Here is a 26089-nt window from a genome sequence, read left to right on the forward strand (position 1 = left end):
TTCCCATGGCGCATCAACACAGCTCAGGGTCTCGGCTGTCACCGAGCAGTTACGAAGAAGACATCCGGGCCGTGCTTGCGCCCCGCCTCGCGTACTTCGAGGCGGTGGCCCGCCACGAGCACGTCACCCGTGCCGCGCACGAGCTCGGCGTCCCGCAGTCGACGCTGTCGCGGGCCATGGTGAGACTGGAACAGGACCTGGGAGTCGCCCTGTTCGCCCGCCGCGGCCGCACGGTCTCGCTCACCCCCGCCGGCCGCACCTTCCTGGGCTCCGCCGAACGCGCGCTGGCGGAGGTGGAGAAGGCGGCCGACTCGGTGCGCGCCGACGCCGACGCCACGGCGGGCAAGGTCGCCTTCGGCTTTCTGCACACCATGGGTTCCGAGACCGTGCCCGCCCTGATCAGGGCCTTCCGCGCCGACCACCCGCGGGTCCGCTTCCAGCTCGTCCAGAACTACGGCGAGGCCATGATCGACCGCCTGCGGGCGGGCGGCCTCGACCTCTGTCTCACCTCGCCCGTCCCCGACGCCCCGGATCTCGTCGCCATGCGCCTGGACGAGCAGAGGCTGCGCCTGGTCGTCCCCGACGACCACCGGCTGGCGGGGCGCCGACGTGTCCGCCTCGCCGAGGCCGCCGACGAAACCTTCGTCACCCTCGAACCGGGTTACGGCCTGCGGCGGATCACGGACGACCTCTGCGCCGAGGCGGGCTTCACCCCCCGGGTCGCGTTCGAGGGCGAGGAGGCGGAGACCCTGCGCGGGCTGGTCGCGGCCGGGCTCGGAGTGGCGCTGCTGCCGCCGCCCGCGGTCGCCCGGCCCGGGGTGGTCGAGCTGACGGTGACGGCGCCGCGCGCCGCCCGCGAGATCGGCGTCGCCTGGCTGGACGGCCACCCCGACACTCCGCCGGTGGCCGCCTTCAAGCGCTTCCTGCTGTCGCGCCGGGGCAGCCTGCTGCCGGACTGAGCTTCCACGCCCCGAGGCACCCGGGCGGGCCCGGTGGCTCAGCGCCTGAGCGACTGCCCGAACCCCGCCGCCAGCGGCATCCGCAGCCCCAGTGGCGGGGGAGCGGCGAAGGCGTCGGCGACCGGGCGCGCGTACGAACGGGCGAACAGCGAACCCCCGATGAAGTCCGACGCCAGGGCCAGCACTTCGGAGCGGTGCTGGCGCAGCGCGTGACCGTCGGAGTGGACCTCGAAGCGGCAGATGTCCCGGTTGGCCTTCTTGGCACGTTCCGCCAGCCGGTAGGAGAGCTCCGGATTGGTCCGTGCGTCGTTCGTGCCGTGCACGATCATGACCCGGCGCCCCGCCAGATGTTTGACCGGCTCGGGTTCGGGATCCGTGGCCTCCGGAAGCCAGGGCGCCATGGCCAGCACGGAGTTGACGGCGTCGTGCCCGGCGCCGCGCAGGGCGGCGCGGCCCCCCATCCCGTGCCCGACGAGGCAGACGGGGACGTCTCCGTAGCGGCGTACGACCTCGTCGGCCGCCCAGTGGGTGTCGGCCGCCGGATCCGCGCCGGCGTTCCAGCCCCGGGTCCGGTAGCGCACGACGTGCACCGCGAGTCCGTCGTCCTGGCCCGCGCGGGCCAGCGTCCGGGCGAACGGCAGCTGCGCCGCGTACGAAAGGGTGGAGGGACGGCGTCGGGAATCGGTCTCGCCGTCCGGGAGCAGCAGGACCACGCCGCTGACCTCGGGTGCTGCTCCGGCCGTGATGACGGCCCGTCCCAGCCTGGCGGCAGGCAGGGGAAGTGCGCGCTGTGCCATGACAGAACAGTCTCAGAAGGGCAGGTGTATTCCACCCGGCTTCGCGGTCACTGTTACGCATCGGAGGCCGGTGCCCCGCGCGCTCTACGCGCGTAGGCGCTAGAGTGCCCGGATGACGAGCCAGACCCTGAATGTCCCCGGTCCCGACCAGATCCGCCGCGCGCCCAAGGTGCTGCTCCACGACCATCTCGACGGCGGCCTGCGCCCCGGCACGATCGTCGAGCTGGCCCTCGCGCAGGGCTACGACGCCCTGCCCGAGACCGAGCCCGACAAGCTCGGCATCTGGTTCCGCGAAGCCGCCGACTCCGGTTCGCTGGAGCGCTACCTGGAGACCTTCGCCCACACCTGCGCCGTCATGCAGACCCGCGAGGCGCTGTTCCGGGTGGCCGCGGAGTGCGCCGAGGACCTCGCCGAGGACGGTGTCGTCTACGCCGAGGTGCGGTACGCGCCCGAGCAGCACCTCACCGCCGGCCTGTCACTCGAAGAGGTCGTCGAGGCGGTCAACGAGGGTTTCCGCGAGGGCGAGCGCCGGGCCCGTGCGAACGGCCACCGCATCCGTGTCGGCGCCCTCCTCACCGCGATGCGGCACGCGGCCCGCGCGCTGGAGATCGCCGAACTCGCCAACCGCTACCGCGACCTGGGTGTGGTGGGCTTCGACATCGCGGGCGCCGAGGCCGGCTTCCCTCCCACCCGCCACCTGGACGCCTTCGAGTACCTCAAGCGCGAGAACAACCACTTCACCATCCACGCGGGCGAGGCCTTCGGCCTGCCGTCGATCTGGCAGGCCCTGCAGTGGTGCGGTGCGGACCGGCTCGGCCACGGTGTCCGCATCATCGACGACATCGAGATCGCCGACGACGGGAGCGTGACGCTCGGCCGCCTCGCCTCCTACGTGCGGGACAAGCGGATCCCGCTGGAGCTGTGCCCGACCTCCAACCTCCAGACCGGCGCCGCCGCCTCGTACGCCGAGCACCCCATCGGGCTGCTGCGCAAGCTCCATTTCCGCGCCACCGTGAACACGGACAACCGGCTGATGAGCGGCACGAGCATGAGCCGTGAATTCGAGCTGCTGGTCGAGACCTTCGGATACACGCTCGACGACATGCAGTGGTTCACAGTCAATGCGATGAAATCAGCGTTCATTCCTTTCGATGAACGTCTGGCGATGATCAACGACGTGGTGAAGCCCGGATACGCCGAACTGAAATCCGAGTGGCTCTTCCGTCAGACTTCCGTGACCAGCAGTTCTTCGTCACTGGCAGGCTGAGCCCGCCGAAAAGGGAACGGCCGGGGATATCGATTCCCGGCCGTTTTCCGTGTCCCGGCATGTTTGCGGGAGAGGCGCGCGGCTGACTACCTTGCAGAGCCGCTCACATCCCTCTCCCCAAGGATGAATTTCACATGAAGCAGTCTGCTGTCAGGACCCTCGGTGTCGCCGCTCTCGGTGCCGCTTTCGCCGCGGCCGGAGCGGGCACCGCCTCCGCCGTCGCCGTGCCCGTCGACGCCCTGGCCGGAGGCCTCCCCTCCAACGTCGCGCTCGACTCCGTCGCGGAGGCGCTGCCCGCCGTGCAGAAGGCGGCCGGCGGCCTCCTCGACCAGCAGCAGCGCGGCGGCAGCGACCTCTCGGCGCCCGGCACCAACCTGCTCGGCGGCCTGCCCGCCGGCGGGCTGACCGGCGTCCTGCCGATCGGCGGCTGAACACCCCGTACACGCACGTGGGGCGCACACCCGGTCCGGGTGTGCGCCCCACTGCTTTCCTCTCCCCGTGGCCCCGCCGGTCACCAGGCCGTCGCGGCCGGGCTCTTCTCCGACGGCAGGAGGACCCAGAGCGCCAGGTAGACGAGGAACTGGGGGCCGGGGAGCAGGCACGACACGAGGAAGATGACCCGCATCGTCCCCGCGGAGGTGCCGAAGCGCTGGGCCAGCGCCGCGCACACCCCACCGATCATGCGTCCCTCGCGGGGGCGGACAAGTGCGGCCATGGTGGGCTCCTTCGCGAACCGTCCGGGGAGCAGCCGGTTGCGCTCCCGGTACCTCCATAGTGGCCCCGCGAAGGGGCACAAAGCATCGCTCTACGGGGCGATGCCGACCCTGGTAATCGTCGGGGTGGACCCCTGAGGGGCGGCCTCGCCCCGGGACGAGCGGATCCCGTTCCCGATCCGGGACAGGTCGCCGGCCCCCGCCCGGTTGCCGCGGCGCAGCCGTGACCGCGACAGGGGGACGAGCAGCAGATGGGCCAGCGCGACGCCGGAGGTGTTCAGGAGCAGCGAGTCGACGTCGACGACCTGCCCCGGCACACCGGTCTGTGCCAGCTCGATGGCCATCGAGATCAGCGCCCCGGCCGCGACCGTACGGGCCAGTGACGCCCACGGGGAGACCCGCAGCCTGCCCCCGGCCATCGGCAGCAGTATGCCGAGCGGCGCCAGGAGCAGCAGGCCCTCGCCGATACGACGGCCCGCCTCGGCCGGGCCCAGGGCCAGATCCGCCTTGATCCCGGCGAACGGCCGGAGGTTCGCGGCCGTCATCCAGGGCACGTCCAGCGGGCGCAGCGTCAGCCAGCCGACGAACAGAAGGTGTGCGAGGAGGAGGATGACCCCCGCCGCGCGGAAGCGGATGACGGCCGGGCCGTCCGAACTGTGGCGCACGTGCACGAAGACGCCACGACCGGCAGGATCGGTTCCGCCCGGTTCCGGGAAGGCTCTGTGACGAGCGGCACGGCCTCCGGGGAGGACGCGGGAGCCGGGGATATCGACGCCCGCGGTCCGAGAGGCGCTCAGGGCAGTTCGAGCGTGCCCAGCGTGGGCACTTCCCCGGGCCGGCTCTTCGTCTCCGACGTGCACAGATAGCCCCGGGGCGCGTAGTTCCCCGGCCCGCCGAGCAGTACGGAGCCCCCGGAACCGAGGGCCTCACTGTCCGCGTACGTGCACACCAGCTGCGCGAGCGCCTCCGACGGCAGGTCGTCCGGCTGCTCGCTGAGGCGCAGGGTGCCGTCCGGGTCGCCCTTGCGCGCGTCGGAGACCCGCAGCGCCACCGGCACGTCGCTGGAGAAGCCGGCGCGCCGCTCGTCGGCGTCCGGCTCCCCCTGGAGCTCGCCCAGGAGCGCCTGTGCGATCAGGAGCGGATCGGAGCGCGACTCGTCGAACTCGACCGTGCGCTCCACCGTCCCCAGCTGCGAGGCGCAGACCAGGTAGATCCGTACGGAGACGCTCTCGGCGGGGGGCGTGGTCGCCTGCGGGGTGGCTGTCCTGCACGGCATCCGGGACGGCGCGGCCCCGGCGTCGACCGGCACCGAGGTGCTGCGGATGCCGCACCCCGCCATCAGTGCCGCACAGGCTGCCGCGGCGGCCAGCACGGCGGCGGTCCGTCCGGGGGCCCGCGCCGGCCGCCCCCTGCGCGGTGCGCCGTGTGCCCGCTCGCTGCGCGTCACTTCGCGTCGCCCTTCTCGTTCCGGTCCGGGTCGTCGTCCCCCGGCGCGCCCGTCAGGGCGTCGGCGTCCCGCGGGAGCCGCAGCACGAACACCGCGCCCTCGCCGTCCGGCAGGTTGGAGGCCGTGATGTCGCCGCCGTGGATGTGCGCGTTCTCCACCGCGATGGACAGGCCGAGACCGCTGCCCTCGGACCGGGGGCGGGAGGCGCTCGCCTTGTAGAAGCGGTCGAACACATGGGGAAGGACCTCTTCGGGGATGCCGGGCCCGTGGTCGCGCACCTCGATGATCAGCTCGTCCTCGTCGGTCCGTACGGACACCCGCACCGGTGAACCGCCGTGCTTGAGGGCGTTGCCGATCAGATTCGCGAGGATCACGTCCAGCCGGCGCGGATCGAGCCGCACCATGATCCCGCGCTCCGCGTCCAGGTCGACCGCGTCCAGCCAGGCGCGGGTGTCGATGCAGGCGGTGACCTGGTCGGCGACGTCGACGGTGTCCAGGACCAGGCGGGCCGTACCGGCGTCGAAGCGGGTGACCTCCATGAGGTTCTCGACCAGGTCGTTGAGCCGCCGGGTCTCGCTCACCACCAGGTGCACGGCCGGGGCGATCATCGGGTCCAGGCTGTCGGCCTCGTCCTCCAGCACCTCGGCCACCGCGGTGATCGCGGTCAGCGGGGTGCGCAGCTCGTGCGACATGTCGGCCACGAACCTCCGGCTCGACTCCTCCCGCGCGCTCATGTCCGCGACCTTCTTCTCCAGGGAGCTCGCGGCCTTGTTGAACGTGTGCGAGAGGTCGGCGAGTTCATCGGTGCCGGAGACCACGAGGCGGGTGTCGAGTTTGCCCTCGCCGAGTTTGCGGGCCGCGTCGCCGAGCCGCTGCACGGGCCGCAGCACGGTCGTCGCCGACGCCTGCGCGAGGAGCGCCGAGCCGACGAGGGCCAGCGCGGTGGCGATGCCCAGGGACCAGGCCAGCGAGTTGAGGTCCTCGCGCTCCTGGTCGAGCGACTTCAGCATGTACCCGGCGGGGCCACCACCGATGATCTTCGTGCCGGCCACCAGGTACGGGGTGCCGCCCAGGGTCGTGCGCTGCCAGAACAGGTGGTACTCAAAGGGATTGCCCGACGTCAGCGGCTGCTTCTTGTTCACCTGCCTCTGCAGCGAGGCGGGCACGTCGAGCTTGGTGAAGGAGTCGGTGTCGGAGGACCCGGTGACGGGCTTTCCGTCATGGGTACCGAGCAGCAGCACGTGGTACCCCGGGCCGCTGCTCGCCATCTGCTCGGCGGTGTCACGGAGTTCGTCCGCCGTCGGCTGCAACGGCAGCGAGGCCGCCCGGTTCTGCATCTGGCGGCGGAAGTCGCCCAGCGCCGCGTCCTGCGTACGCGTGAGGACGGCCTCACGGTTGAGCCAGTACGCGATGCCCGACGCCGACACCGCCGCCGTCAGCGCCACCAGCGCGAACACGATCAGGAGCCTCAGACGCAGGCTGGTCCAGCGAAGACCCGCGAGTATGGAACGCTTCGCGGAATCACTCACTGAGGCGAGTCCAGCCGGTAGCCCACACCGCGCACGGTACGGATCAGGGTCGGCGAGGACGGCACGTCCTCCACCTTGGCCCGCAGTCGCTGTACACAGGCGTCCACCAGCCGTGAGTCACCGAGGTAGTCGTGCTCCCACACCAGGCGCAGCAACTGCTGCCGGGACAGGGCCTGTCCGGGCCTGCGGCTCAGTTCGAGCAGGAGCCGCAGCTCGGTCGGCGTGAGCTGCAGGTCCTCCCCGTTCTTGGTGACGGTCATCGCCGAACGGTCGATGACGACACTTCCGAACGTCGCCGAGTCGGTGGACTCCCTCTCCCCGCGGCGCAGGACCGCGCGGATCCGGGCGTCGAGCACCCGGCCCTGCACGGGTTTCACGACATAGTCGTCCGCGCCGGACTCGAGTCCCACCACGACGTCGATGTCGTCGCTGCGCGCGGTCAGCAGAATGATCGGCAGCTGGTCGGTGCGCCGGATTCTCCGGCACACCTCGAAACCGTCGATCCCGGGCAGCATCACATCCAGCACAACCAGATCCGGCCGCTGCTCCCGGAGCAGCTCCAGGCCGTCCTCTCCCGTCGCCGCGGTGGCCACACGGTGGCCCTGGCGAGACAGCGAGAGTTCGAGGGCTGTGCGGATGGCGTCGTCGTCCTCGATCAGCAACAGGAAAGGCACGGGGGTCATTCTGGCCCATGGTGGTGCCACGTTTCGACAATCCCCCCGACTTGATCGCCCGACATGCCCTGTGACAGGCCTGTGACAGTCGGGGGACACCGCCATGAAACTGCCCCGGCAAGCTCAATGGCACACGGAAGAGCCGGACTCCACCGATGGGGGGCGCCACATGAACGCACTGCACAGCACCACCTCAAGCGCAGTTGTCACGCGCCTCCACGACATCGGGCGGAGCCCGGAGAAGTCCGTGGCCGGGACACGGGGGCGGGTGCGCGGCGCGGGACGCCAGCACACGTCGTACCTGGCCATGGTCGACGCGCCCACGGGGGAAAACGGGGGAAGCGCGTACGGGGAGGTCACGGGGGAGCGGAGTTCCGGTGACGGGGCACAGGACGCCGAAGCGGTGTTCACCGCCTACGTCCAGGAGCGCCGCGCCTCCCTGTACGCAACCGCCTACCACCTGACCGGCGACCGGTTCGAGGCCGAGGACCTGCTCCAGAGCGCCCTCTTCTCGACGTACCGGGCGTGGGACAGGATCAGTGACAAGGCGGCGGTCGGCGGCTACCTCCGCCGCACCATGACCAACCTGCACATCAGCGCATGGCGCAGGCGCAAGCTCAACGAATACCCGACCGAGGAGCTCCCGGAGACGGTGAGCGACACGGACGCGATGCGGGGCACGGAACTGCGGGCGGTGCTCTGGCAGGCGCTCGCACGGCTGCCGGAGACCCAGCGCACGATGCTGGTCCTCCGCTACTACGAGGGCCGTACGGACCCCGAGATCGCGTCCATCCTCGACATCAGTGTCGGCACGGTGAAGTCGAGCATCTGGCGGTCGCTCCGCCGGCTGCGCGAGGACGAGGTCCTCAGCTTCGGCCGTGACGAGGAGGAGTCCTTCGGCGAGCTGGTGGCCTGAGGTCTACGGGGGGCACGGGGGAAACGGGGAACGGCCGCGGTCTCGGGGGAGACGGTGGCACGGGGGGAACGGTCGCGGTCTCGGGGGAGGCGGCGGCACGGGGGCAGAGCGCAGCGGGGGCGGACGGGCCGGGGGGTCTTGTCCGCCCCCGCGGTGTGTCCGCGGGGGCGCGGTGGAGCGTCGACCCCTCCCCCTCACCCGGCGGCCGGACCGCAGCCCGAACGTCTTGGTCGCGGCCTCGACGAAGGATGTGACGTGCGTGTCCGGCGCCGGAAGGTCCGGGTGAGTCCTGCGTGCCTCCAGGCCGGGCGGGAACGCGATCGCGGCACCCGCCGCCTCCACCGCCGGCTGAGGCGGCTAGTCCGGCGCCCCCACCGTCACCCGCCGGCACCGTCCCGCCGCCGCGGCGGCCAGCCGTCCCAGGGCCTCCTGCTTGCCGCAGGGGTACGCGCCCAGCGCCGTCTGGCGGGCCACGATGCGTCGCTCGGTCCGCATCAGCCGCCATCCGCGCCGCAGCAGGAACGGCACCGACTTCCGGCCCTCGCGCAGGTCCCGCACCAGCCGCCGGCGGAACGTCGTCGACGGCCTGCCGCGCAGGCACAGCGCGTCCGCGAGCAGGCCCAGCTCCTGGCAGCGATCCACGATGTCCGCCGCGAAGATGCCCTCGGCCACGAACAGGGGGGTCCGCTCGATGTCGAGCGTCTCGGCGCCCGTCCGTGAGCTCGTGGCGATGTCGTACAGGGGAACGGACGTACGTCCCGTGCGGCACAGCTCCGCTATGGCCCCGACCGCGCTGTCCGCGTCCCAGGACAGGGCCGAGTCCCAGTCGATGTCCGCGCTGCCGGTGACCCGCGGCAGTGTCGGGTCGTTGGCCTCCTTGTAGAAGTCGTCGAGGTGCAGCACCGGCAGACCGCTGCGGTCCGCGAGGGACGACTTGCCGGAGCCGGACGGACCGGCGAGCAGCACGACGCGCGTGGGGATCGGTTGGGAACTCACAGAACAGAAGTGTGAGGCATTGACCCGCGTAGGGGATCCCCGGGAGGTCCTGTTGGTATCGAGCATCACACCTCAACTACTCTGCGTGCACGGATGATTACCCGACACGTCCCGATCAGGTGGGAAAACATGGCACGTCATGCACTGTCCAAGCCCCGGCACCGCGCACTGCTGCGCGCCGGCCTGACTCTCACCGCGCTGGGCGCGGCGCTCGGCGCGGGGGGCGCGGCCGCTCAGGCGGCGCCCCTGCCCGCGACGCCCAACACCGGCTCGGACACCGCGGACAGCACCCTGGGGGCGGTCGGCGAGGCGGCGGCTCCCGCGCTGACCAGCGCGCTCGGCTACGGCCTCGCCGGGGCCGTCAAGCCCGTCACCGACCTGCAGATCGACCCGCTGGCCGGGACGGGCGTGGACCCGTTGGACAACGCGGTGGGCGCCCAGATCGCCGACTTCAAGCCGGTGACGACCGCGCTGGTCACCGACCCGCTGACCAGCGGTGCCGCACTCGGTGACCTGCCCCTGATCGGAGAGGCGACCGGTCTGGTCACGGACCGCCTTCCGTAACACGCGTGTGGGGCCGCCCCACGGGAGCGGCCCCACACGGTGTACGAGGTCAGTACGAGGAGCCTGAGGCTCCCAGCGCACCCGTGGGGTGCCAGACCGTCTTGGTCTCCAGGAAGGCCGTCAGGCGCCGGGTGCCGGGGTCGGCGGACCAGTCCTCGTCCACAGGCTGTGGGCGAGCGGCGCCGTCCGCCTCCTTCTCCGCGTGGCGGGAGACGGGTGCGCGCAGGACGCGCTTCAGGTTGTCGGCCGCCGCGGCCTCCAGCTCCTTCGCCAGCGCCGTGTCGCCCGCCGCCCCCGTGAGGTCGATGGCGTTGACGTCCTGGTGGGACGCCAGCGGGGTGGCGAGCTCCGCCGTCCGGCCCGACAGGATGTTCACCACGCCGCCCGGCAGGTCCGAGGTCGCCAGGACCTCGCCCAGCGACAGCGCGGGCAGCGGCGCGGAGGCCGAGGCGATGACGACCGCCGTGTTGCCCGTGGCGATCACCGGGGCGATCACCGAGACCAGGCCCAGGAACGAGGACTCCTGCGGTGCCAGCACCGCGACCACGCCGGTCGGCTCCGGGGTGGACAGGTTGAAGAACGGGCCCGCGACCGGGTTCGCCCCGCCCACGACCTGGCCGATCTTGTCCGTCCAGCCCGCGTACCAGACCCAGCGGTCGACCGCCGCGTCGACGGCGGCGGCGGCCTTGGACTTCGACAGCCCCTCGGCAGCCGCCACCTCCCGCACGAACTGTTCCCGGCGGCCCTCCAGCATCTCCGCGACGCGGTAGAGGATCTGCCCGCGGTTGTACGCGGTCGCGCCCGACCAGCCGCCGAACGCCTTGCGCGCGGCGACGACCGCGTCACGCGCGTCCTTGCGGGAGGAGTGCGGGGCGTTCGCCAGCCACGTGCCCTTGGAGTCGGTCACCTCGTACACCCGGCCGCTCTCGGAACGGGGGAACTTGCCCCCGACGTACAGCTTGTAGGTCTTGAAGACGCTGAGTCGCCCGTCAGACATCGAGGTAGGCCTCCAGACCGTGACGGCCGCCCTCGCGGCCGAAGCCCGACTCCTTGTATCCGCCGAACGGCGAGGTCGGGTCGAACTTGTTGAACGTGTTGGCCCACACCACGCCGGCGCGGAGCTTGTTCGCCACCGCGAGGATGCGGGAGCCCTTCTCCGTCCAGATGCCGGCCGAGAGGCCGTACTGGCTGTTGTTGGCCTTGGCGACCGCCTCGTCGGGCGTGCGGAAGGTCAGCACCGAGAGCACCGGGCCGAAGATCTCGTCGCGGGCGACGGTGTGCGCCTGGGTGACACCGGTGAAGAGGGTCGGAGCGAACCAGTAGCCGGACGACGGCAGGTCGCACGGCGCGCTCCAGCGCTCGGCGCCCTCCGCCTCACCGGTCTCGACGAGCGAGGTGATCCGGGCGAGCTGCTCCGCGGAGTTGATCGCGCCGATGTCGGTGTTCTTGTCCAGCGGGTCCCCGAGCCGGAGCGTGGACAGCCGGCGCTTGAGGGAGTGCAGCACCTCGTCGTGCACGGACTCCTGTACGAGGAGACGCGAGCCCGCGCAGCAGACCTGGCCCTGGTTGAAGAAGATGCCGGTGACGATGCCCTCGACGGCCTGGTCGACCGGGGCGTCGTCGAAGACGATGTTGGCGCCCTTGCCGCCCAGTTCGAGCGTGGCCTTCTTGTCCGTACCGGCGATGCTCCGGGCGATGGCCTTGCCGACGGCGGTGGAGCCGGTGAAGGCGACCTTGTTCACGTCCGGGTGCTCGACCAGCGCCGCACCCGCGTCGCCGTACCCGGTGAGGATGTTGACGACGCCCTTGGGCAGGCCGGCCTGCCGGCAGATGTCGGCGAAGAACAGCGCCGACAGCGGAGTGGTCTCCGCGGGCTTCAGCACCACCGTGTTGCCGGTGGCGAGAGCCGGGGCGATCTTCCAGGCCAGCATCAGCAGCGGGAAGTTCCACGGGATGATCTGGCCGGCGACGCCGAGCGGGCGCGGGTTCGCGCCGTACCCCGCGTGGTCCAGCTTGTCCGCCCAGCCCGCGTAGTAGAAGAAGTGCGCCGCGACCAGGGGGAGGTCGGCGTCGCGCGTCTCCCGGATGGGCTTGCCGTTGTCCAGGGTCTCCAGGACGGCGAGCTCCCGGGAGCGCTCCTGGATGATCCGGGCGATCCGGAACAGGTACTTGGCGCGCTCGGAGCCGGGCAGCGCCGACCACTTCTCGAACGCCCGGCGGGCCGCCTTCACAGCCCGGTCCACGTCCTCGGAGCCGGCCTGCGCGACCTCGGAGAGCACCTCCTCGGTGGACGGGCTGACGGTCTTGAAGACCTTGCCGTCGGCCGCCTCGGCGAACTCGCCGTCGATGAACAGGCCGTACGAGGGGGCGATGTCGACGACGGAGCGGGACTCCGGAGCCGGTGCGTAGTCGAATGCAGATGCCATGGGGATCAGTCCACCGTCACGTAATCGGGGCCGGAGTAACGGCCGGTGCTGAGCTTCTGGCGCTGCATCAGCAGGTCGTTCAGCAGGCTGGAGGCACCGAAGCGGAACCAGTGGTTGTCCAGCCAGTCCTCGCCCGCCGTCTCGTTCACCAGGACGAGGAACTTGATGGCGTCCTTGGACGTACGGATGCCGCCGGCGGGCTTCACGCCGATCTGCACGCCCGTCTGCTCCCGGAAGTCGCGTACGGCCTCCAGCATGAGCAGGGTGTTCGCCGGGGTGGCGTTCGTGCCGACCTTGCCGGTCGACGTCTTGATGAAGTCCGCGCCCGCCACCATCCCGAGCCAGGAGGCCCGGCGGATGTTGTCGTACGTGGAGAGCTCACCGGTCTCGAAGATCACCTTCAGCCGTGCGGAGCCGCACTCGGCCTTCACCGCGACGATCTCCTCGTAGACCTTGAGGTAGCGGCCGGAGAGGAAGGCGCCCCGGTCGATCACCATGTCGATCTCGTCGGCCCCGGCCGCCACTGCGTCGCGGACGTCCGCGAGCTTGACGTCCAGCGCGGCACGTCCGGCGGGGAAGGCCGTCGCGACGGACGCCACCTTCACGCCGGAGCCGGCCAGCGCGGCGGCGGCGGTCGCCGCCATGTCGGGGTAGACGCAGACGGCCGCGGTGCGCGGGGTCGTGCGGTCGGTGGGGTCGGGGTTGACCGCCTTGGCGGCCAGAGCCCGGACCTTGCCCGGGGTGTCCGCGCCTTCCAGCGTCGTCAGGTCGATCATCGAGATGGCGAGATCGATGGCGTACGCCTTGGCGGTCGTCTTGATCGATCGGGTTCCGAGGGAGGCGGCACGCGCTTCGAGGCCGACGGTGTCGACGCCGGGCAGCCCGTGCAGGAAGCGGCGCAGCGCACCCTCGGACGCCGTCGCGTCGGCAAATGCGGGAGCAGTGGTGGGCATGGTCACCACATGAGCATATCTACGCGCGTAGCGACCTGTACAGGGCCCTCCCCGTTTCGGTCCTTCCGAGGGGCCGGGCGAGGCCGCGCCCCGCTCCCCCTGCCGCTTCAGGCAGAATCGGGACCATGACGAGCCCCACACCCCCCACCGAGCCCGCTCACGCCGACCGGACCTTCCGGTCGGGCGCCGGGCTGGTCAGCGGCGCGCTGCTCATCCTGCTGGTCGGCTGGATCGGCGGTGACGCGGTGGTCCAGGGGGAGGGGCGCACGCCGTGGCTCGCGCTGGCCGCGCTGCTGACCCTGGTGCCGCTGATCGTGGCGTTCACCCTGCGGCCGGCCGTGTTCGCCGACGAGGCACGGATCCGGATCCGCAACCCGTTCCGCACGATCGTGCTGCCCTGGACGGACGTCTCCACCGTGCGTGCCGCGTACTCCAGCGAGCTCTTCACCCACGCCGGCGCCAAGTACCAGCTCTGGGCGGTCCCCGTCTCGCTCCGCGAGCGCAAGCGCGCGGCCAGGAAGGCCGGCCAGCAGGCGCACGACGACCCGTACGGCCGGACCTCCGTGCACGCCGACGTCCGCGACTCCCAGGCACGTGCGGCCGCCGCCGACCGGACGGTCGAGGACCTGCGGGAACTGGCCGAGGGCGCCACCGCCCGCAAGGAGAGCGGCACGGTCACCGCGTCGGTGCGCTGGGCCTACGAGGTGATCGCCCCGGCCGCTGTCGGCGCGGTGCTGCTCGTGGTCCTGCTCGCGATCGGCTGAGCCGGCGTACCTCACGCGGGTCTGCCCCGAGGCGCGGCCGGCCCGTTCCTCACAGAGGCTTCAGGGGGCGACCGGTGCATCGAACTCGCCCTTGTGCGCGCCGTCCATGAAGCAGCGCCAGACGTGCGCGGTGACGACGAAGGGCGGGTTGTCCGGGTCCTCGTTGTCCCGGATGGCGACCCACCCGGGGAAGTCGTGAGACACCTCCAGGCAGCCGCCTTCGCCCCCGCTCGCGGTCGCTTTGTACCAGTGGGCGGACTGCAGGTCGCCTATGGACGGGCGGGGCATGGATGTCATCACATCTCCTTGATCGCTCGGTGCAGCAGGCCTGCCGTGTCGTCGGGTGCGAGAGCGATGGCCCTCAGAAGGTCCACTCTGCGGGAGAACCGTCGCACGTCTGCCCGCTTCTGCACGTACAGATTGCCGACTTGGGCCTCGGCGTAAACGACCGGATCGTCCTCGTCGAACTCCATCAACGAGAACGGGCCACCGAGTCCGGGGTGGCCGCCCTTGGCGAACGGCACGATCTGGACCGTGATGTTGGGACGTTCCGCCTCCTTGATCAGGTGGCGGAGTTGTTCACGCATGACGTCTGTTCCGCCGATGGGGCGCCGGATGACCGCTTCGTCGAGCACCACCCAGAGTTCCAGCGGGTCCTGCGGCCGTGCGAGGCACTCCTGGCGTCGCAGTCGCAGTTCCACCAACGCATCGATGTCTCCGGGGCGTTGGGTGTTCCAGGCGTGCAGGACGGCGCGCGCGTAGTCGGGTGTCTGGAGCAAGCCGTGGACCAGCAAGGGTTCCCAGGCCCGCTCCACGCGTGCGTCGGTCTCCAGCCCGACGTAGATCTCCAGCCCGGACGGAAGCACATCCCCGTAGTTCTCCCACCACCCTGGTGCTTGTGAGCCTTCGAGCATGTCGAGCAAGGCGCAGATCTGGTGCTCGTCTGTGACGCCGTACATCTTGCACAGGCGCCTGACGTCGTCGGGCTTCGCCACAGCGCCACCCTTGCCTGTCTCGATGCGTGAGATCCGTGCCATGGAGCAGCCCAGCTCCTTGGCCACCGCTTCGCTTCGTCGTCCTGACTTCTCCCGTAGGCGCCTCAGTTCCGCGCCGAGCTGACGCCGGTTCACTGTCGGTCCGTTCGCCCGGCCCATCGACCACTCCTCTTGATCTGCGGCGCACTTGCACGCTTGGTCACTCGGAGGATGCCAAACCCCTAAGACTCTGGGTGCGCACAGGAGTCGGGCTAACCCTTTCGTGTGGCGAACGTGCCACGCACTTGCGTGGCACGTTCGCGAGGTGACTTGATTGCAGTCATTGACCACGCTGTGTAGCGGCCGGTTGCCCGCTCGACGCCTCACGGGGACGACCGCACGAGCCCGAAGGGTTTCCCCATGCACATCCCGCCCGCCGAAGACCTTCGGCTCGTCCCCCCGTACGGCCTCGACACCCGGCTCGTCATAGGGGCCGCCGTGGCGGGGCGCCGCCTGGTCGTGCCGCTGGTGGGGGACGACCCGGCGGGGGCGGGTGCGGTCCGGCGGGCGGTGCGGCGGCAGTTCGCCGTGTGGCGGACGCCGGAGGAGCCCGCCGAGGACCTGCTCCTGATCGTCGGCGAACTGGTGGCCAACGCGCTCACGCACTCGGTCCCGCGCCCGCGTACCGGACCGCTGCGGGTGTGGGCGGTCGCGGGGCAGCATCCCGGGGCGGTCCTGACCGCCGTGGTCGACTCCGGGACGTACGACCCCCGCCTGCTCCGACCCCTTCCCGCCGACGACTCGGCCACCCACGGGCGCGGGCTGCGCATCGTCGCCGAACTGGGCGATCGCTGGGGTCACTTCGCCCACCCGCAGGGAACCTGCGTGTGGGCGGCGCGCGATCTGCGCCCCGTGCCCTGAACGGGCCTTCGACCGCACCCCCCGCCCTCCACGCGGGCCACGGCCGTGCCGTGGCCCGCCCCACCTCCGGACTGTGATGCGTCCTTCATCCGGCGCGGCCGAGAGCCGCGCCTCTCGGTCGTGCCCCCGGCCCGCCTGGACCGCTGTTCCCCTCCCGCTCCAGGAGGTCGCGGCCACCGCGTCCCGGCGTGCGGAACCCCGGGCATGGCTGCGTGCCGTCTCCTGGCTGGTCGACTCGGCCCGGCTGCACCCACGCGCGTGCGCGACGACGGTCGCCGTCGCCCGGGACCTGGCGGCCCGCATGGACTACACCGAGGGGACGGTGCTCTACGACCTGGCCGGGACGGCCCGCCGGTGCGCGGTGTCGACCGCCACGGTGAAGCGGCACGTGCGTGTGCTGAGGGAGCTGGGAGCGCTCGCCTGGGTGCGGCACGGCTCGCGGCGCAACCTGCGGCTCCCCGGGCGTTCCTACGCGGGCACGGCGACGGTCTACGCGGCGACCGTCCCCGCACGCTACGACGCGTCGAGGGGGCATCGGCTGAGCGGGACCGGGTACGGGGCGCGGGTCGTCGGTGTCACCGAGGGCGGTCGCCGGGAGGCCGTGCGCGCTGTCCGCCGCACCGGCAACCCGGCTTCCCGCGCCGGCCGTTCGACGGTCCGTGCACCCCAGTCCCCTGGGCTGTGCCCCCGCGTACGGAAAGCCGAGATGGATGGTGGGTCGAACGACACGTCGCGCAGGCGCGCGAGGCGCCGGACACGCTCCTCCACCCCGGCCGGTGACACGGAGCGGATGCGGCGCAGCCCGTGGCAGGTGGCCCGCGACGTGACTGTGGCCCGGCAGGTACGGCCCCTGGTCGGCTGGACGCAGCGGGAGGGGCTGCGCCGTCTCGCGTACGCACTGCGCCCGCTGATCGACCAGGGCCTCGACAGCCACGACATCGCGGCCGAACTGCACGCCTGGTACCTCGACTGGTGCCCCGCGTCCCCAGCCGCGTACATCACCGCACAGCTTCGTCAGCGGGCCGTACGGGGCGTTCCCGCAGCCGGTCATCGGGAGGTGCCGAACGCGGAGTTCAGAGCAGCGGTGGCGCGGGCGGCGGGCGGGCACACCGCCGAAGCGGGCCCCTGTGGTGTGTGCGAGCCGCTGACCATCGAGGGGCTGAGCCGGGCCGAGGTCGTCGATCTCCGGTCGGCGGGGGCGGCCGATCCGGGGCTGGTGCGCACGGCCGTCGACCTGCTGGGTGAGGACGAGGCGCGACGGCTCTACACCCACCGTCTCGTCCGACAGGCCCTGGGAACAACCCGGTTCGCCGGTTCGGGAAGCGCCTACAGCAGGCGCAGCAGTGTCGACTTCCCCGCTCCGTTGGGGCCCAGGGGGACGGCGAGGCCGTGGCCATGATCACGCAATGGTGATGTGCGCACGGCCGGACGTGTGCTGGCCGTCCCCAGGTCGACGTGGTGTCAGATCCCCGCGGCCGCCGCGAGGTCCCGCTTGATGTCGGCCAGTAGTTCCGCGGCCCGTGCGCGGGCCGCGGGCAGCCCGTCCGCCGAACCGACCGGGACCACGACCTCCAGGTAGCACTTGAGCTTGGGCTCCGTGCCGCTCGGGCGGACGACGACCCGGGCGCCCGCCAGGTGGTAGCGCAGGCCGTCGGTGGGCGGCAGGGCGTCGGTGCCCAGGGAGAGGTCCTCGGCCGAGGTGACGGGGAGGCCCGCCAGAGCGGTCGGAGGGCTCTGGCGAAGGCGGCGCATGGCGTCCGCGATGACCGAGAGGTCCTCGACGCGGACCGACAGCTGGTCCGTCGCGTGCAGCCCGTGCTCCAGGGCGAGATCGTCGAGCAGGTCGAGGAGCGTGCGCCCCTTCTCCTTCAGCACGGAGGCCAGTTCGGCCATCAGCAGGGCGGCCGTGATGCCGTCCTTGTCGCGGACGCCTTCCGGGTCGACGCAGTAGCCCAGCGCCTCCTCGTAGCCGTAGCGCAGGCCGTCGACGCGGGCGATCCACTTGAAGCCCGTCAGGGTCTCCTCGTAGCCGAGTCCCGCCTTCCCGGCGATCCGGCCGAGGAGGGACGAGGAGACGATCGACTCGGCGAACACGCCGGAGACGCCCCGGTCCACCAGGTGGGCGGCGAGCAGCGCGCCGACCTCGTCGCCGCGCAGCATCCGCCAGCCGCCCTCGGCCGACGTGTCCGGGACGGCCACGGCGCAGCGGTCCGCGTCCGGGTCGTTGGCGATGATCACGTCGGGCCGCGACCGGCGCGCGGTCGCGAACGCGAGGTCCATGGCCCCCGGCTCCTCCGGGTTGGGGAAGGCGACGGTGGGGAACGCCGGGTCCGGCTCGGCCTGTTCGGCCACGAGCACGGGCTCGGGGAAGCCGGCCCGGGCGAAGGCCGCCGTGAGCACGGAGGTGCCGACGCCGTGCATGGCGGTGTAGACCGTCCGCACGGTGCGGGGCGACCCGGGCGCGAGGACGGCGTCCGTACGCGCGAGGTAGGCGTCCAGGACCTCGTCGCCGAGGATCTCCCAGCCCGACTCGGGGCGCGGTACGCCGTCGAGCGGGCCCACCGCCTCGATCGCGGCGGCGATCTCCGCGTCGGCCGGGGGCACGATCTGCGAGCCGTCGCCGAGGTAGACCTTGTAGCCGTTGTCGCGCGGCGGGTTGTGGCTGGCGGTGACCTCCACACCGGCGACGGCCCCCAGGTGCCGTATGGCGTACGCGAGGACGGGGGTGGGCAGCGGGCGTGGCAGCACCGCCGCGCGCAGGCCCGCGCCGGTCATCACGGCCGCGGTGTCGCGGGCGAAGTCGGCGGACCGGTAGCGGGCGTCGTAGCCGATCACGACGAGCCCGCCGGTCCGCCCCTGCGCCTTCAGGTACGCGGCGAGTCCTGCGGCGGCACGGATGACGACGGACCTGTTCATCCGCATCGGGCCGGCGCCGATCTCGCCGCGCAGGCCGGCCGTCCCGAACTGGAGCGTGCCCGCGAAGCGGTCGGCGAGCGCGGGCTCGTCACCGGCCTCGATGAGCCCTTCGAGCTCCACGCGGGTCTCGGGGTCCGGGTCCTCGGCCAGCCAGGCCTTGGCGCGGGTGAGGAGGTCCTGCTGCACGGTGTCCGCCTTTCTGCGGGTGCGGGTGCGGGTGCGGGTGCCGGGGGTGCGGGGTGCGCCTGCGGCGGGCTGTTCCCCTGCCCGCCCCTTCCCGAAACCGGGCTCCGCCCGGACCCGCTCCGGGGGCTCCGCCCCCGGACCCCCGCGCCTCAAACGCCGGCGGGGCTGGATGCGGCTCGGGGTACGCCGGTGGGGTTGGACGTGGCTCGGGGTACGCCGGGGGGCTGGATTGGCTCCGGGTACGCCGGTGGGGCTGGATGTGGCTCCGGGTACGTCGGCGGGGCTGGATGTGGCTCCGGGTACGTCGGCGGGGCTGGATGTGGCTCCGGGTACGCCGGCGGGGCTGGATGCGGCTCCGGGTACGCCGGTGGGGCTGAGAGGGCTGGGAGCGCCCTCGCTCAGATCCGGTCCAGCACCCGTGCCAGCAGCGAGCCCATCCGGGTGGCCGAGTCGCGGCCGGCCTGGAGGACCTCCTCGTGGTTGAGGGGCTCCCCGCTCAGGCCGGCGGCCAGGTTGGTGACCAGGGAGATGCCCAGCACCTCGGCGCCCGCCTCGCGGGCCGCGATCGCCTCGAGGACCGTGGACATGCCGACGAGGTCGCCGCCCATGACCCGGACCATGTTGATCTCGGCCGGGGTCTCGTAGTGCGGGCCGGGGAACTGCACGTAGACGCCCTCTTCGAGGGTCGGGTCGATGTCCTTGCACAGCGCGCGCAGCCGGGGTGAGTACAGGTCGGTCAGGTCGACGAAGTTCGCGCCCACGATCGGCGAGGCCGCCGTGAGGTTGAGGTGGTCGCTGATGAGGACCGGCTGGCCGGGGCGCATGCCCTCGCGCAGCCCGCCGCACCCGTTCGTCAGGATGACGGTCCCGCAGCCCGCCGCGACGGCCGTGCGGACGCCGTGGGCGACCGCGGCCACGCCCCGGCCCTCGTAGTAGTGCGTGCGGCCCAGGAAGACCAGGGCGCGCTTGTCCCCGATGCGGTACGAGCGGATCGTGCCGCCGTGGCCCTCCACGGCCGGGGCCGGGAACCCGGGCAGGGCGGTGACCGGGAACTCGGCCTCCGGGATGCCGAGCGCATCGCCCGCGGGGGCCCACCCGGAGCCCATCACGAGAGCGACGTCGTGGGTCTCGGCGCCTGTCAGCTCGCGCAGGCGGGCGGCGGCGTCGGCGGCGGCGGCGTGCGGGTCGCCCTGGATGTGGTCCGGAATAACAGATGCGTTCACGCGGATGAGGGTAACCGCTGATTCCCTACGCGCGTAGATGCGTCCGGGAAGAGTCTGGCCGGTCGTGTTCGTATTTTCGTACAGAAGTGGTTCGGAGGGTGCCGCTCAGCAGGGACGCTTGCGGAGGTTCATCACGTAGTCGTGCGGCGCGCCCGCGGATTCGGCCGCATCCGCCACCTCGCCCAGATAGCGGGCGGAGGGCAGTCCGCCCTCGTAGCCGTTGAGGACGTACATCCAGGCGGCCTCCTCGCCGTCCAGCGTGTGCACGCGCACCCGCATGCGCCGGTAGACGTCGAGACCGACACCCTCCCAGCGGTCCATGGAGTCCTCGTCCATCGGGGCCAGGTCGTAGAGGGCGACGAACACCTGGGAGCGGGGCGCCTCCACCACCGTGGCCAGCGCGCCCTCCCAGCCCATCTGCTCCCCGCCGAAGGTCAGCCGCCAGCCGTTGAGCCAGCCCGTGCCGCGCAGCGGGGAGTGCGGTGCGCGGCGCGTCATCAGCCGCGCGTCGAGGTTGCCGGCGTACGCGGCGTAGAGCGACATGCGGTCGAGGGTACGTGAGGCGGCGTGGAGCATGACGGTTCCGGAGCGGAAGCCTCCCGGGTCGTGGAGCGGCCCTCCGGGGGCCCGGAGGCCGTGGCCCGGCCTGGCCCGTTCCCGTATGGAGGGCCCCGGGGCGAAGCAGCTTGGCGCGTGCGGGACAATGAACTACGTACTGCATACGCCGGGGCGATCCCCCGGACCCCCGGCCGGGGCGGCAGACGGCCGTGGGATGACACCACGCGAGGCGGACTTTTCGTGACCCGGATCGTGATCATCGGCGGCGGCCCCGGCGGCTACGAGGCGGCACTGGTCGGCGCCCAGCTCGGCGCGGAGGTGACCGTCGTCGACTGCGACGGCCTCGGCGGCGCGTCGGTCCTGACCGACTGCGTGCCCTCCAAGACCCTGATCGCGACGGCCGAGGTGATGACCACCTTCGACTCCTCCTACGAGGAACTGGGCATCATCGTCGCCGACGACACCCCGCACATCGAGCAGGCGGCGCGAGTGGTCGGTGTGGACCTCGGCAAGGTCAACCGGCGGGTCAAGCGCCTCGCGCTCGCCCAGTCCCACGACATCACCGCCTCGGTGACCCGCGCGGGCGCCAGGGTCATGCGGGGCCGCGGCCGGCTGGACGGCCTCCAGGCCGCCGACGGGTCCCGCCAGGTCGTGGTGACCGCCGCGGACGGCACCGAGGAGCGGCTCACCGCCGACGCGGTGCTGATCGCCACCGGCGGCCACCCCCGCGAGATCCCGGACGCGCTGCCCGACGGCGAGCGCATCCTGAACTGGACCCAGGTCTACGACCTGGACGAGCTCCCCGAGGAGCTCATCGTGGTCGGCTCCGGCGTCACCGGCGCAGAGTTCGCCGGCGCCTACCAGGCGCTCGGATCGCGCGTCACCCTCGTCTCCTCCCGCGACCGGGTGCTTCCGGGCGAGGACCCGGACGCCGCGGCCGTCCTGGAGGACGTCTTCCGGCGCCGCGGCATGAACGTCATGGCCCGTTCCCGCGCCCAGTCCGCCAAGCGCGTCGGCGACCGGGTCGAGGTCACCCTGGCCGACGGCCGCGTCATCTCCGGCACCCACTGCCTGATGGCCGTCGGCGCGATCCCCAACACCGCGGGCATGGGCCTGGAGGAGTCCGGGGTGCAGCTCAAGGAGTCCGGGCACATCCGGACCGACCGGGTCTCCCGCACCAGCGCCCCCGGCGTGTACGCGGCGGGCGACGTCACCGGGATCTTCGCCCTGGCGTCGGTCGCGGCGATGCAGGGCCGGATCGCGATGTACCACTTCCTCGGCGACGCGGTGCAGCCGCTGAACCTGAAGACGGTCTCCGCGAACGTCTTCACCGACCCCGAGATCGCCACCGTCGGTTACAGCCAGGCCGAGGTCGACTCCGGCAAGATCGACGCCCGTGTCGTGAAGCTGCCGCTGCTGCGCAACCCGCGCGCCAAGATGCAGGGCATCCGGGACGGCTTCGTCAAGATCTTCTGCCGTCCCGGCACGGGCATCGTCGTCGGCGGCTGCGTCGTCGCGCCGAGGGCCAGTGAGCTGATCCACCCGATCTCGCTCGCCGTCGACAACAACCTGACGGTGGAGCAGATCGCCAACGCCTTCACCGTGTACCCGTCCCTCTCCGGCTCGATCGCCGAGGTGGCCCGGCAGTTGCACACCCGTAAGAGCGCCGGCGAGGCGTGACGCGAAGGTTCGTACCGTAGGCGGGGCCCCCTATACCACCAGGGGGCCCCGCCTGTGTACAACTTCTCTTATTCGGCGCAAACTGCTGAAAAGCAACCCACGGCCAGGTTACTGTCAGTTTCGTGTTCGCTGCAGAACGTCGTCAATTGATCCTCGAAATGGTGCGCGCCAACGGGGCGGTATCGCTCCGTGAGCTCGCCCGCGTCGTCCAGACCTCCGAAGTGACCGTACGGCGGGACGTGCGGGCACTGGAGGCAGAAGGACTCCTCGACCGCCGGCACGGCGGTGCGGTCTTGCCGGGCGGTTTTACGCGGGAGTCCGGCTTTCCGCAGAAATCCCATCTCTCCACCGCGGAGAAAACGGCCATCGCCGACCTGGCGGCCGGGCTGGTCGGTGAGGGCGAGGCCATCGTGGTCGGCGCCGGAACGACCACGCAGGAGCTGGCCCGCCGGCTCGCACGGGTGCCCGGTCTGACCGTGGTCACCAACTCGCTGCTGGTCGCCCAGGCGTTGGCCCATGCCAACCGGGTGGAGGTGGTGATGACCGGCGGCACCCTGCGCGGGAGCAACTACGCGCTCGTCGGCAGTGGTGCGGAACAGTCCCTCCAGGGGCTGCGGGTGAGCCGTGCGTTCATCTCCGGGAGCGGGCTGACCGCGGAGCGCGGACTGTCCACGTCCAACATGCTCTCCGCGAGTGTGGACCGGGCACTGGTGCAGGCCGCGGCCGAGGTGGTGGTCCTGGCGGACCACACGAAGCTCGGCTCCGACACCATGTTCCAGACCGTGCCCACGGAACTCATCACCCGTCTGGTGACGGACGAGCCACCGGTCCACGACGAGCGGGCGGCCACGGAGCTCCAGGCCCTGGCCGACCAGGGTGTGGAGATCACGGTGGCGGGGCCCGACGCGGAGTCCGCCGCCGGTGCCCCGCTGCCGCCGGGCCGGCAGACGCGGCAGGAGATGCCGCTGCCCGGTCAGCGGCGCACCCAGGGAGGCCACGGGGGGCCGGGCGGCCTCGGGCCGCAGCTGCGCAGTGCGGCGGCCCTGTCCGAGGGGCCGGTGGGCCGGGTCGCGGATCTGCGCCGCCGGTAGGCCGCGGATCCGCGCCGCCGGTCAGGGGCCTCCAGGGCCCCGCCCGGCCCCGCTCAGCCGTCGGGTGGGCGCTCAGCCGCCGAGTGGCTCCGAGGGTGCGCGGTCGGCCGGATCGGCCTTCAGGCCGCGGAGTGTCAGCCGCAGCAGGCGTTCGGCGAGGGCCGGGTCGCCCGGGGTCTGCTCCGCGGCCAGCGCGATCGCGTTCGTCAGCTGCAAGAGGTCGTCGATCGAGACGTCCGCCCGCACCGAGCCGCTCGACTGCGCGCGGGTCAGCAGCCGTGCCCCGGCCTGACGCAGCGGCACGTGGCAGGACGTCAGTGCCGAAGTCTCGTCACCCGAGGCCGACATGAGCGCCTGCGCGAGACCGCGGTACTCGCCCGCATGAGTGATGATCGCACCCAGCCACTCCACGAGGGCGGTGCACGGCCGGTCGGCCTCCGCCAGTTCGTGGGAACGGGCGAGCAGATCGGCCAGGGCCTCCTGGAACACCGCGTTCATCAGGGCCTGACGGTTCGGGAAGTGCCGGTAGAGCGTGCCGATGCCCACGCCCGCCCGCCGGGCGATGTCCTCCAGGGAGGCATCCGTGCCCCGGTCTGCGAAGGACGTACGGGCCTCGCTCAGCAGCCGGTCGTGGTTGCGGCGCGCGTCGGCGCGCATCGGCCGGGCCGGTGTCGGTGCCGTGCTCATCGCCATCGCCCTGTCCTCCTGGTTTCCGCTCCGCGTCCCAAGGATGCCACTGGGGGCCCGGCGGATGCCGGGCCCCCAGTGGGAGAGAGCAGAACCGGGTGCTCAGTCCTTGATCTCGCAGATGGCTGCGCCGGACGACACGGAGGTGCCGATTTCGGCGGTGAGGCCCTTCACGGTGCCGGTGCGGTGGGCGTTGAGGGGTTGTTCCATCTTCATGGCTTCGAGGACGACGATGAGGTCGCCTTCCTTGACTTCCTGGCCCTCTTCGACGGCGATCTTGACGATCGTGCCCTGCATGGGTGAGGCGAGGGTGTCGCCGGAGGCGGCGGAGCCGGTCTTCTTCGCGGCGCGGCGTTTGGGCTTGGCTCCGGCGGCGAGTCCGGTGCGGGCCAGGCTCATGCCGAGCGAGGAGGGCAGGGACACTTCGAGGCGTTTGCCGCCGACCTCGACGACGACGGTCTCGCGTCCGGATTCCTCGTCGGTGTCCTGGTCGGCGGGGACCTGGAAGGGCTTGATGTCGTTGACGAACTCCGTCTCGATCCACCGGGTGTGGATCGTGAAGGGGTCGGCGGTGAACGCGGGGTCGGTGACGACGGCCCGGTGGAAGGGGATCGCGGTGGCCATGCCCTCGACCTGGAACTCGGCCAGGGCGCGGGCGGCGCGCTGCAGGGCCTGCTCGCGGGTCGCGCCGGTCACGACCAGTTTGGCCAGGAGCGAGTCCCACGCCGGGCCGATGACGCTGCCGGACTCGACGCCGGCGTCGAGGCGGACGCCGGGGCCGGTGGGCGGGGCGAAGAGGGTGACGGTGCCGGGGGCGGGCAGGAAGCCGCGGCCGGGGTCCTCGCCGTTGATGCGGAACTCGAAGGAGTGGCCGCGCACCGCGGGGTCGCCGTAGCCGAGTTCCTCACCGTCGGCGATCCGGAACATCTCGCGCACGAGGTCGAGGCCGGTGACCTCCTCGGTGACCGGGTGCTCGACCTGGAGGCGGGTGTTGACCTCGAGGAAGCTGATCGTGCCGTCCACACCGACGAGGAACTCGACGGTGCCGGCGCCGACGTAGCCGGCTTCCTTCAGGATGGCCTTCGAGGCGGCGTAGAGCTCGGCGTTCTGTGCCTCGGACAGGAAGGGGGCCGGGGCCTCCTCGACGAGCTTCTGGTGGCGGCGCTGGAGCGAGCAGTCACGGGTGGAGACGACGACGACGTTGCCGTGGGTGTCGGCCAGGCACTGCGTCTCGACGTGGCGGGGCTTGTCGAGGTAGCGCTCCACGAAGCACTCCCCGCGGCCGAACGCCGCGACCGCCTCACGGACCGCCGAGTCGTAGAGCTCCGGGATCTCCTCAAGCGTGCGGGCCACCTTCAGACCACGCCCGCCCCCGCCGAAGGCCGCCTTGATCGCGATCGGCAGGCCGTTCCTCTCCGCGAACTCCACGACCTCGCCCGACCCGGACACCGGGTCGGGGGTGCCGGCCACGAGCGGGGCACCGGCACGCTGGGCGATGTGCCGGGCGGCGACCTTGTCACCCAGATCCCGGATCGCGTGCGGCGGCGGACCGATCCACGTCAGACCCGCGTCCAGCACCGCCTGCGCGAACTCCGCGTTCTCCGACAGGAACCCGTACCCCGGATGGACCGCGTCCGCCCCGGAATCCTTCGCCGCCTGCAACACCTTCGCCATGTCCAGGTAACTCGCCCCCGGAGTGTCACCGCCCAGAGCGAACGCCTCATCGGCCGCCCGCACATGCAGAGCATCCCGGTCCGGATCGGCATAGACGGCCACGCTCGCGATTCCGGCATCCCGGCAAGCCCGAGCAACACGGACAGCGATTTCACCACGGTTGGCGATGAGCAC

27 protein-coding genes are annotated in these 26089 nt (G+C 71.9%); 10 read left to right on the plus strand and 17 right to left on the minus strand.

Annotated elements, in window-relative coordinates:
* The first annotated feature begins 5 nt into the window (after positions 1 to 5).
* Positions 6 to 959: a LysR family transcriptional regulator gene (locus tag B9S57_RS11340; RefSeq protein ID WP_103515414.1), complete on the plus strand. Its 954-nt coding sequence runs from the start codon at positions 6 to 8 to the stop codon at positions 957 to 959.
* Between the two features lie 38 nt (positions 960 to 997).
* Here B9S57_RS11340 and B9S57_RS11345 read toward each other — a convergent pair whose 3' ends face one another.
* A complete protein-coding gene (locus tag B9S57_RS11345) occupies positions 998 to 1756 on the minus strand; it encodes an alpha/beta hydrolase (protein ID WP_181011316.1) in 759 nt (252 codons plus the stop codon).
* A gap of 112 nt (positions 1757 to 1868) precedes the next feature.
* Between B9S57_RS11345 and B9S57_RS11350 the strand changes: the two genes are divergently transcribed.
* On the plus strand, positions 1869 to 3023 hold the full coding sequence (locus tag B9S57_RS11350; RefSeq protein ID WP_103515415.1) for an adenosine deaminase: 1155 nt from the start codon (positions 1869 to 1871) through the stop codon (positions 3021 to 3023).
* A 134-nt stretch (positions 3024 to 3157) separates the two neighbouring features.
* Complete coding sequence (locus B9S57_RS11355; RefSeq protein WP_103515416.1) at positions 3158 to 3454, plus strand: hypothetical protein; 297 nt, start codon at positions 3158 to 3160, stop codon at positions 3452 to 3454.
* Between the two features lie 80 nt (positions 3455 to 3534).
* On the opposite strand, the gene B9S57_RS11360 is transcribed toward B9S57_RS11355, so the two are convergent.
* From B9S57_RS11360 to afsQ1, 5 genes are all read right to left on the minus strand, one after another.
* On the minus strand, positions 3535 to 3738 hold the full coding sequence (locus B9S57_RS11360; protein ID WP_103515417.1) for a PspC domain-containing protein: 204 nt from the start codon (positions 3736 to 3738) through the stop codon (positions 3535 to 3537).
* A 90-nt stretch (positions 3739 to 3828) separates the two neighbouring features.
* Positions 3829 to 4407: a VanZ family protein gene (locus B9S57_RS11365; protein WP_103515418.1), complete on the minus strand. Its 579-nt coding sequence runs from the start codon at positions 4405 to 4407 to the stop codon at positions 3829 to 3831.
* 122 nt (positions 4408 to 4529) lie between these two features.
* Positions 4530 to 5183 carry a hypothetical protein gene (locus B9S57_RS11370; RefSeq protein ID WP_103515419.1) on the minus strand — a complete coding sequence of 218 codons (654 nt, stop codon included), beginning with the start codon at positions 5181 to 5183 and terminating at the stop codon, positions 4530 to 4532.
* Entirely contained in the window at positions 5180 to 6712 is a 1533-nt protein-coding gene (locus B9S57_RS11375; protein ID WP_103515420.1) for a HAMP domain-containing sensor histidine kinase, read from the minus strand. The genes B9S57_RS11370 and B9S57_RS11375 overlap by 4 nt, the downstream gene beginning before the upstream one ends.
* Complete coding sequence (gene afsQ1, locus B9S57_RS11380) at positions 6709 to 7386, minus strand: two-component system response regulator AfsQ1 (RefSeq protein ID WP_015578482.1); 678 nt, start codon at positions 7384 to 7386, stop codon at positions 6709 to 6711. The genes B9S57_RS11375 and afsQ1 overlap by 4 nt, the downstream gene beginning before the upstream one ends.
* A gap of 169 nt (positions 7387 to 7555) precedes the next feature.
* Here afsQ1 and B9S57_RS11385 point away from each other — a divergent pair, with 169 nt between their 5' ends.
* Positions 7556 to 8302, plus strand: coding sequence for a SigE family RNA polymerase sigma factor (locus B9S57_RS11385; RefSeq protein ID WP_103515421.1), 747 nt, complete (start codon positions 7556 to 7558; stop codon positions 8300 to 8302).
* 357 nt (positions 8303 to 8659) lie between these two features.
* Here the strand turns inward: B9S57_RS11385 and B9S57_RS11390 are convergent, their stop codons facing one another.
* Complete coding sequence (locus B9S57_RS11390; protein WP_103515422.1) at positions 8660 to 9364, minus strand: uridine kinase; 705 nt, start codon at positions 9362 to 9364, stop codon at positions 8660 to 8662.
* A gap of 63 nt (positions 9365 to 9427) precedes the next feature.
* On the opposite strand from B9S57_RS11390, the gene B9S57_RS11395 reads away from it, so the two are divergent.
* Positions 9428 to 9862, plus strand: a complete 435-nt coding sequence (locus B9S57_RS11395; protein ID WP_103515423.1) for a hypothetical protein — start codon at positions 9428 to 9430, stop codon at positions 9860 to 9862.
* Between the two features lie 49 nt (positions 9863 to 9911).
* On the opposite strand, the gene B9S57_RS11400 is transcribed toward B9S57_RS11395, so the two are convergent.
* From B9S57_RS11400 to deoC, 3 genes are read right to left on the minus strand one after another with little or no spacing between them, the layout of a single operon-like run.
* Positions 9912 to 10859, minus strand: coding sequence for an aldehyde dehydrogenase family protein (locus B9S57_RS11400; RefSeq protein ID WP_103515424.1), 948 nt, complete (start codon positions 10857 to 10859; stop codon positions 9912 to 9914).
* Entirely contained in the window at positions 10852 to 12288 is a 1437-nt protein-coding gene (locus B9S57_RS11405; protein WP_103515425.1) for an aldehyde dehydrogenase family protein, read from the minus strand. The genes B9S57_RS11400 and B9S57_RS11405 overlap by 8 nt, the downstream gene beginning before the upstream one ends.
* Before the next feature lie 5 nt (positions 12289 to 12293).
* A complete protein-coding gene (gene deoC, locus B9S57_RS11410) occupies positions 12294 to 13241 on the minus strand; it encodes a deoxyribose-phosphate aldolase (protein ID WP_103515426.1) in 948 nt (315 codons plus the stop codon).
* 125 nt (positions 13242 to 13366) lie between these two features.
* Here deoC and B9S57_RS11415 point away from each other — a divergent pair, with 125 nt between their 5' ends.
* The gene (locus B9S57_RS11415) at positions 13367 to 14005 is read left to right on the plus strand and encodes a PH domain-containing protein (protein ID WP_103515427.1); all 639 of its coding nucleotides are present in this window, start codon (positions 13367 to 13369) and stop codon (positions 14003 to 14005) included.
* 60 nt (positions 14006 to 14065) lie between these two features.
* Here B9S57_RS11415 and B9S57_RS11420 read toward each other — a convergent pair whose 3' ends face one another.
* Both B9S57_RS11420 and B9S57_RS11425 read right to left on the minus strand, forming a co-directional pair.
* Positions 14066 to 14302 (minus strand): DUF397 domain-containing protein, encoded by a 237-nt coding sequence (locus tag B9S57_RS11420; protein WP_258036363.1) that lies wholly within the window; start codon positions 14300 to 14302, stop codon positions 14066 to 14068.
* Positions 14302 to 15159, minus strand: a complete 858-nt coding sequence (locus B9S57_RS11425; RefSeq protein ID WP_103515428.1) for a helix-turn-helix transcriptional regulator — start codon at positions 15157 to 15159, stop codon at positions 14302 to 14304. Before B9S57_RS11425 ends, B9S57_RS11420 begins: the two co-directional genes overlap by 1 nt.
* Positions 15160 to 15399: 240 nt before the next feature.
* Here B9S57_RS11425 and B9S57_RS11430 point away from each other — a divergent pair, with 240 nt between their 5' ends.
* Entirely contained in the window at positions 15400 to 15900 is a 501-nt protein-coding gene (locus B9S57_RS11430) for an ATP-binding protein (RefSeq protein WP_103515429.1), read from the plus strand.
* A gap of 76 nt (positions 15901 to 15976) precedes the next feature.
* Positions 15977 to 17299, plus strand: a complete 1323-nt coding sequence (locus B9S57_RS11435; RefSeq protein ID WP_181011317.1) for a cell wall protein — start codon at positions 15977 to 15979, stop codon at positions 17297 to 17299.
* A gap of 62 nt (positions 17300 to 17361) precedes the next feature.
* Here the strand turns inward: B9S57_RS11435 and B9S57_RS11440 are convergent, their stop codons facing one another.
* From B9S57_RS11440 to B9S57_RS11455, 3 genes are all read right to left on the minus strand, one after another.
* Positions 17362 to 19002, minus strand: a complete 1641-nt coding sequence (locus tag B9S57_RS11440; protein WP_103515430.1) for a phospho-sugar mutase — start codon at positions 19000 to 19002, stop codon at positions 17362 to 17364.
* Between the two features lie 398 nt (positions 19003 to 19400).
* Complete coding sequence (locus tag B9S57_RS11450) at positions 19401 to 20225, minus strand: purine-nucleoside phosphorylase (RefSeq protein WP_103515432.1); 825 nt, start codon at positions 20223 to 20225, stop codon at positions 19401 to 19403.
* 105 nt (positions 20226 to 20330) lie between these two features.
* Positions 20331 to 20768, minus strand: a complete 438-nt coding sequence (locus B9S57_RS11455; RefSeq protein ID WP_103515443.1) for a gamma-glutamylcyclotransferase — start codon at positions 20766 to 20768, stop codon at positions 20331 to 20333.
* 255 nt (positions 20769 to 21023) lie between these two features.
* Here B9S57_RS11455 and B9S57_RS11460 point away from each other — a divergent pair, with 255 nt between their 5' ends.
* Entirely contained in the window at positions 21024 to 22463 is a 1440-nt protein-coding gene (locus tag B9S57_RS11460; RefSeq protein WP_103515433.1) for an NAD(P)H-quinone dehydrogenase, read from the plus strand.
* 122 nt (positions 22464 to 22585) lie between these two features.
* Positions 22586 to 23554, plus strand: a complete 969-nt coding sequence (locus B9S57_RS11465; protein ID WP_103515434.1) for a DeoR/GlpR family DNA-binding transcription regulator — start codon at positions 22586 to 22588, stop codon at positions 23552 to 23554.
* Between the two features lie 72 nt (positions 23555 to 23626).
* Here B9S57_RS11465 and B9S57_RS11470 read toward each other — a convergent pair whose 3' ends face one another.
* Both B9S57_RS11470 and B9S57_RS11475 read right to left on the minus strand, forming a co-directional pair.
* Positions 23627 to 24247, minus strand: a complete 621-nt coding sequence (locus B9S57_RS11470; RefSeq protein ID WP_181011318.1) for a TetR/AcrR family transcriptional regulator — start codon at positions 24245 to 24247, stop codon at positions 23627 to 23629.
* Positions 24248 to 24343: 96 nt separating this feature from the next.
* On the minus strand, positions 24344 to 26089 hold a 1746-nt coding region (locus tag B9S57_RS11475; protein WP_258036365.1), incomplete at its 5' end, for a biotin carboxylase N-terminal domain-containing protein.

This window comes from Streptomyces sp. SM10, assembly GCF_002910915.1.
Classification (GTDB): domain Bacteria; phylum Actinomycetota; class Actinomycetes; order Streptomycetales; family Streptomycetaceae; genus Streptomyces.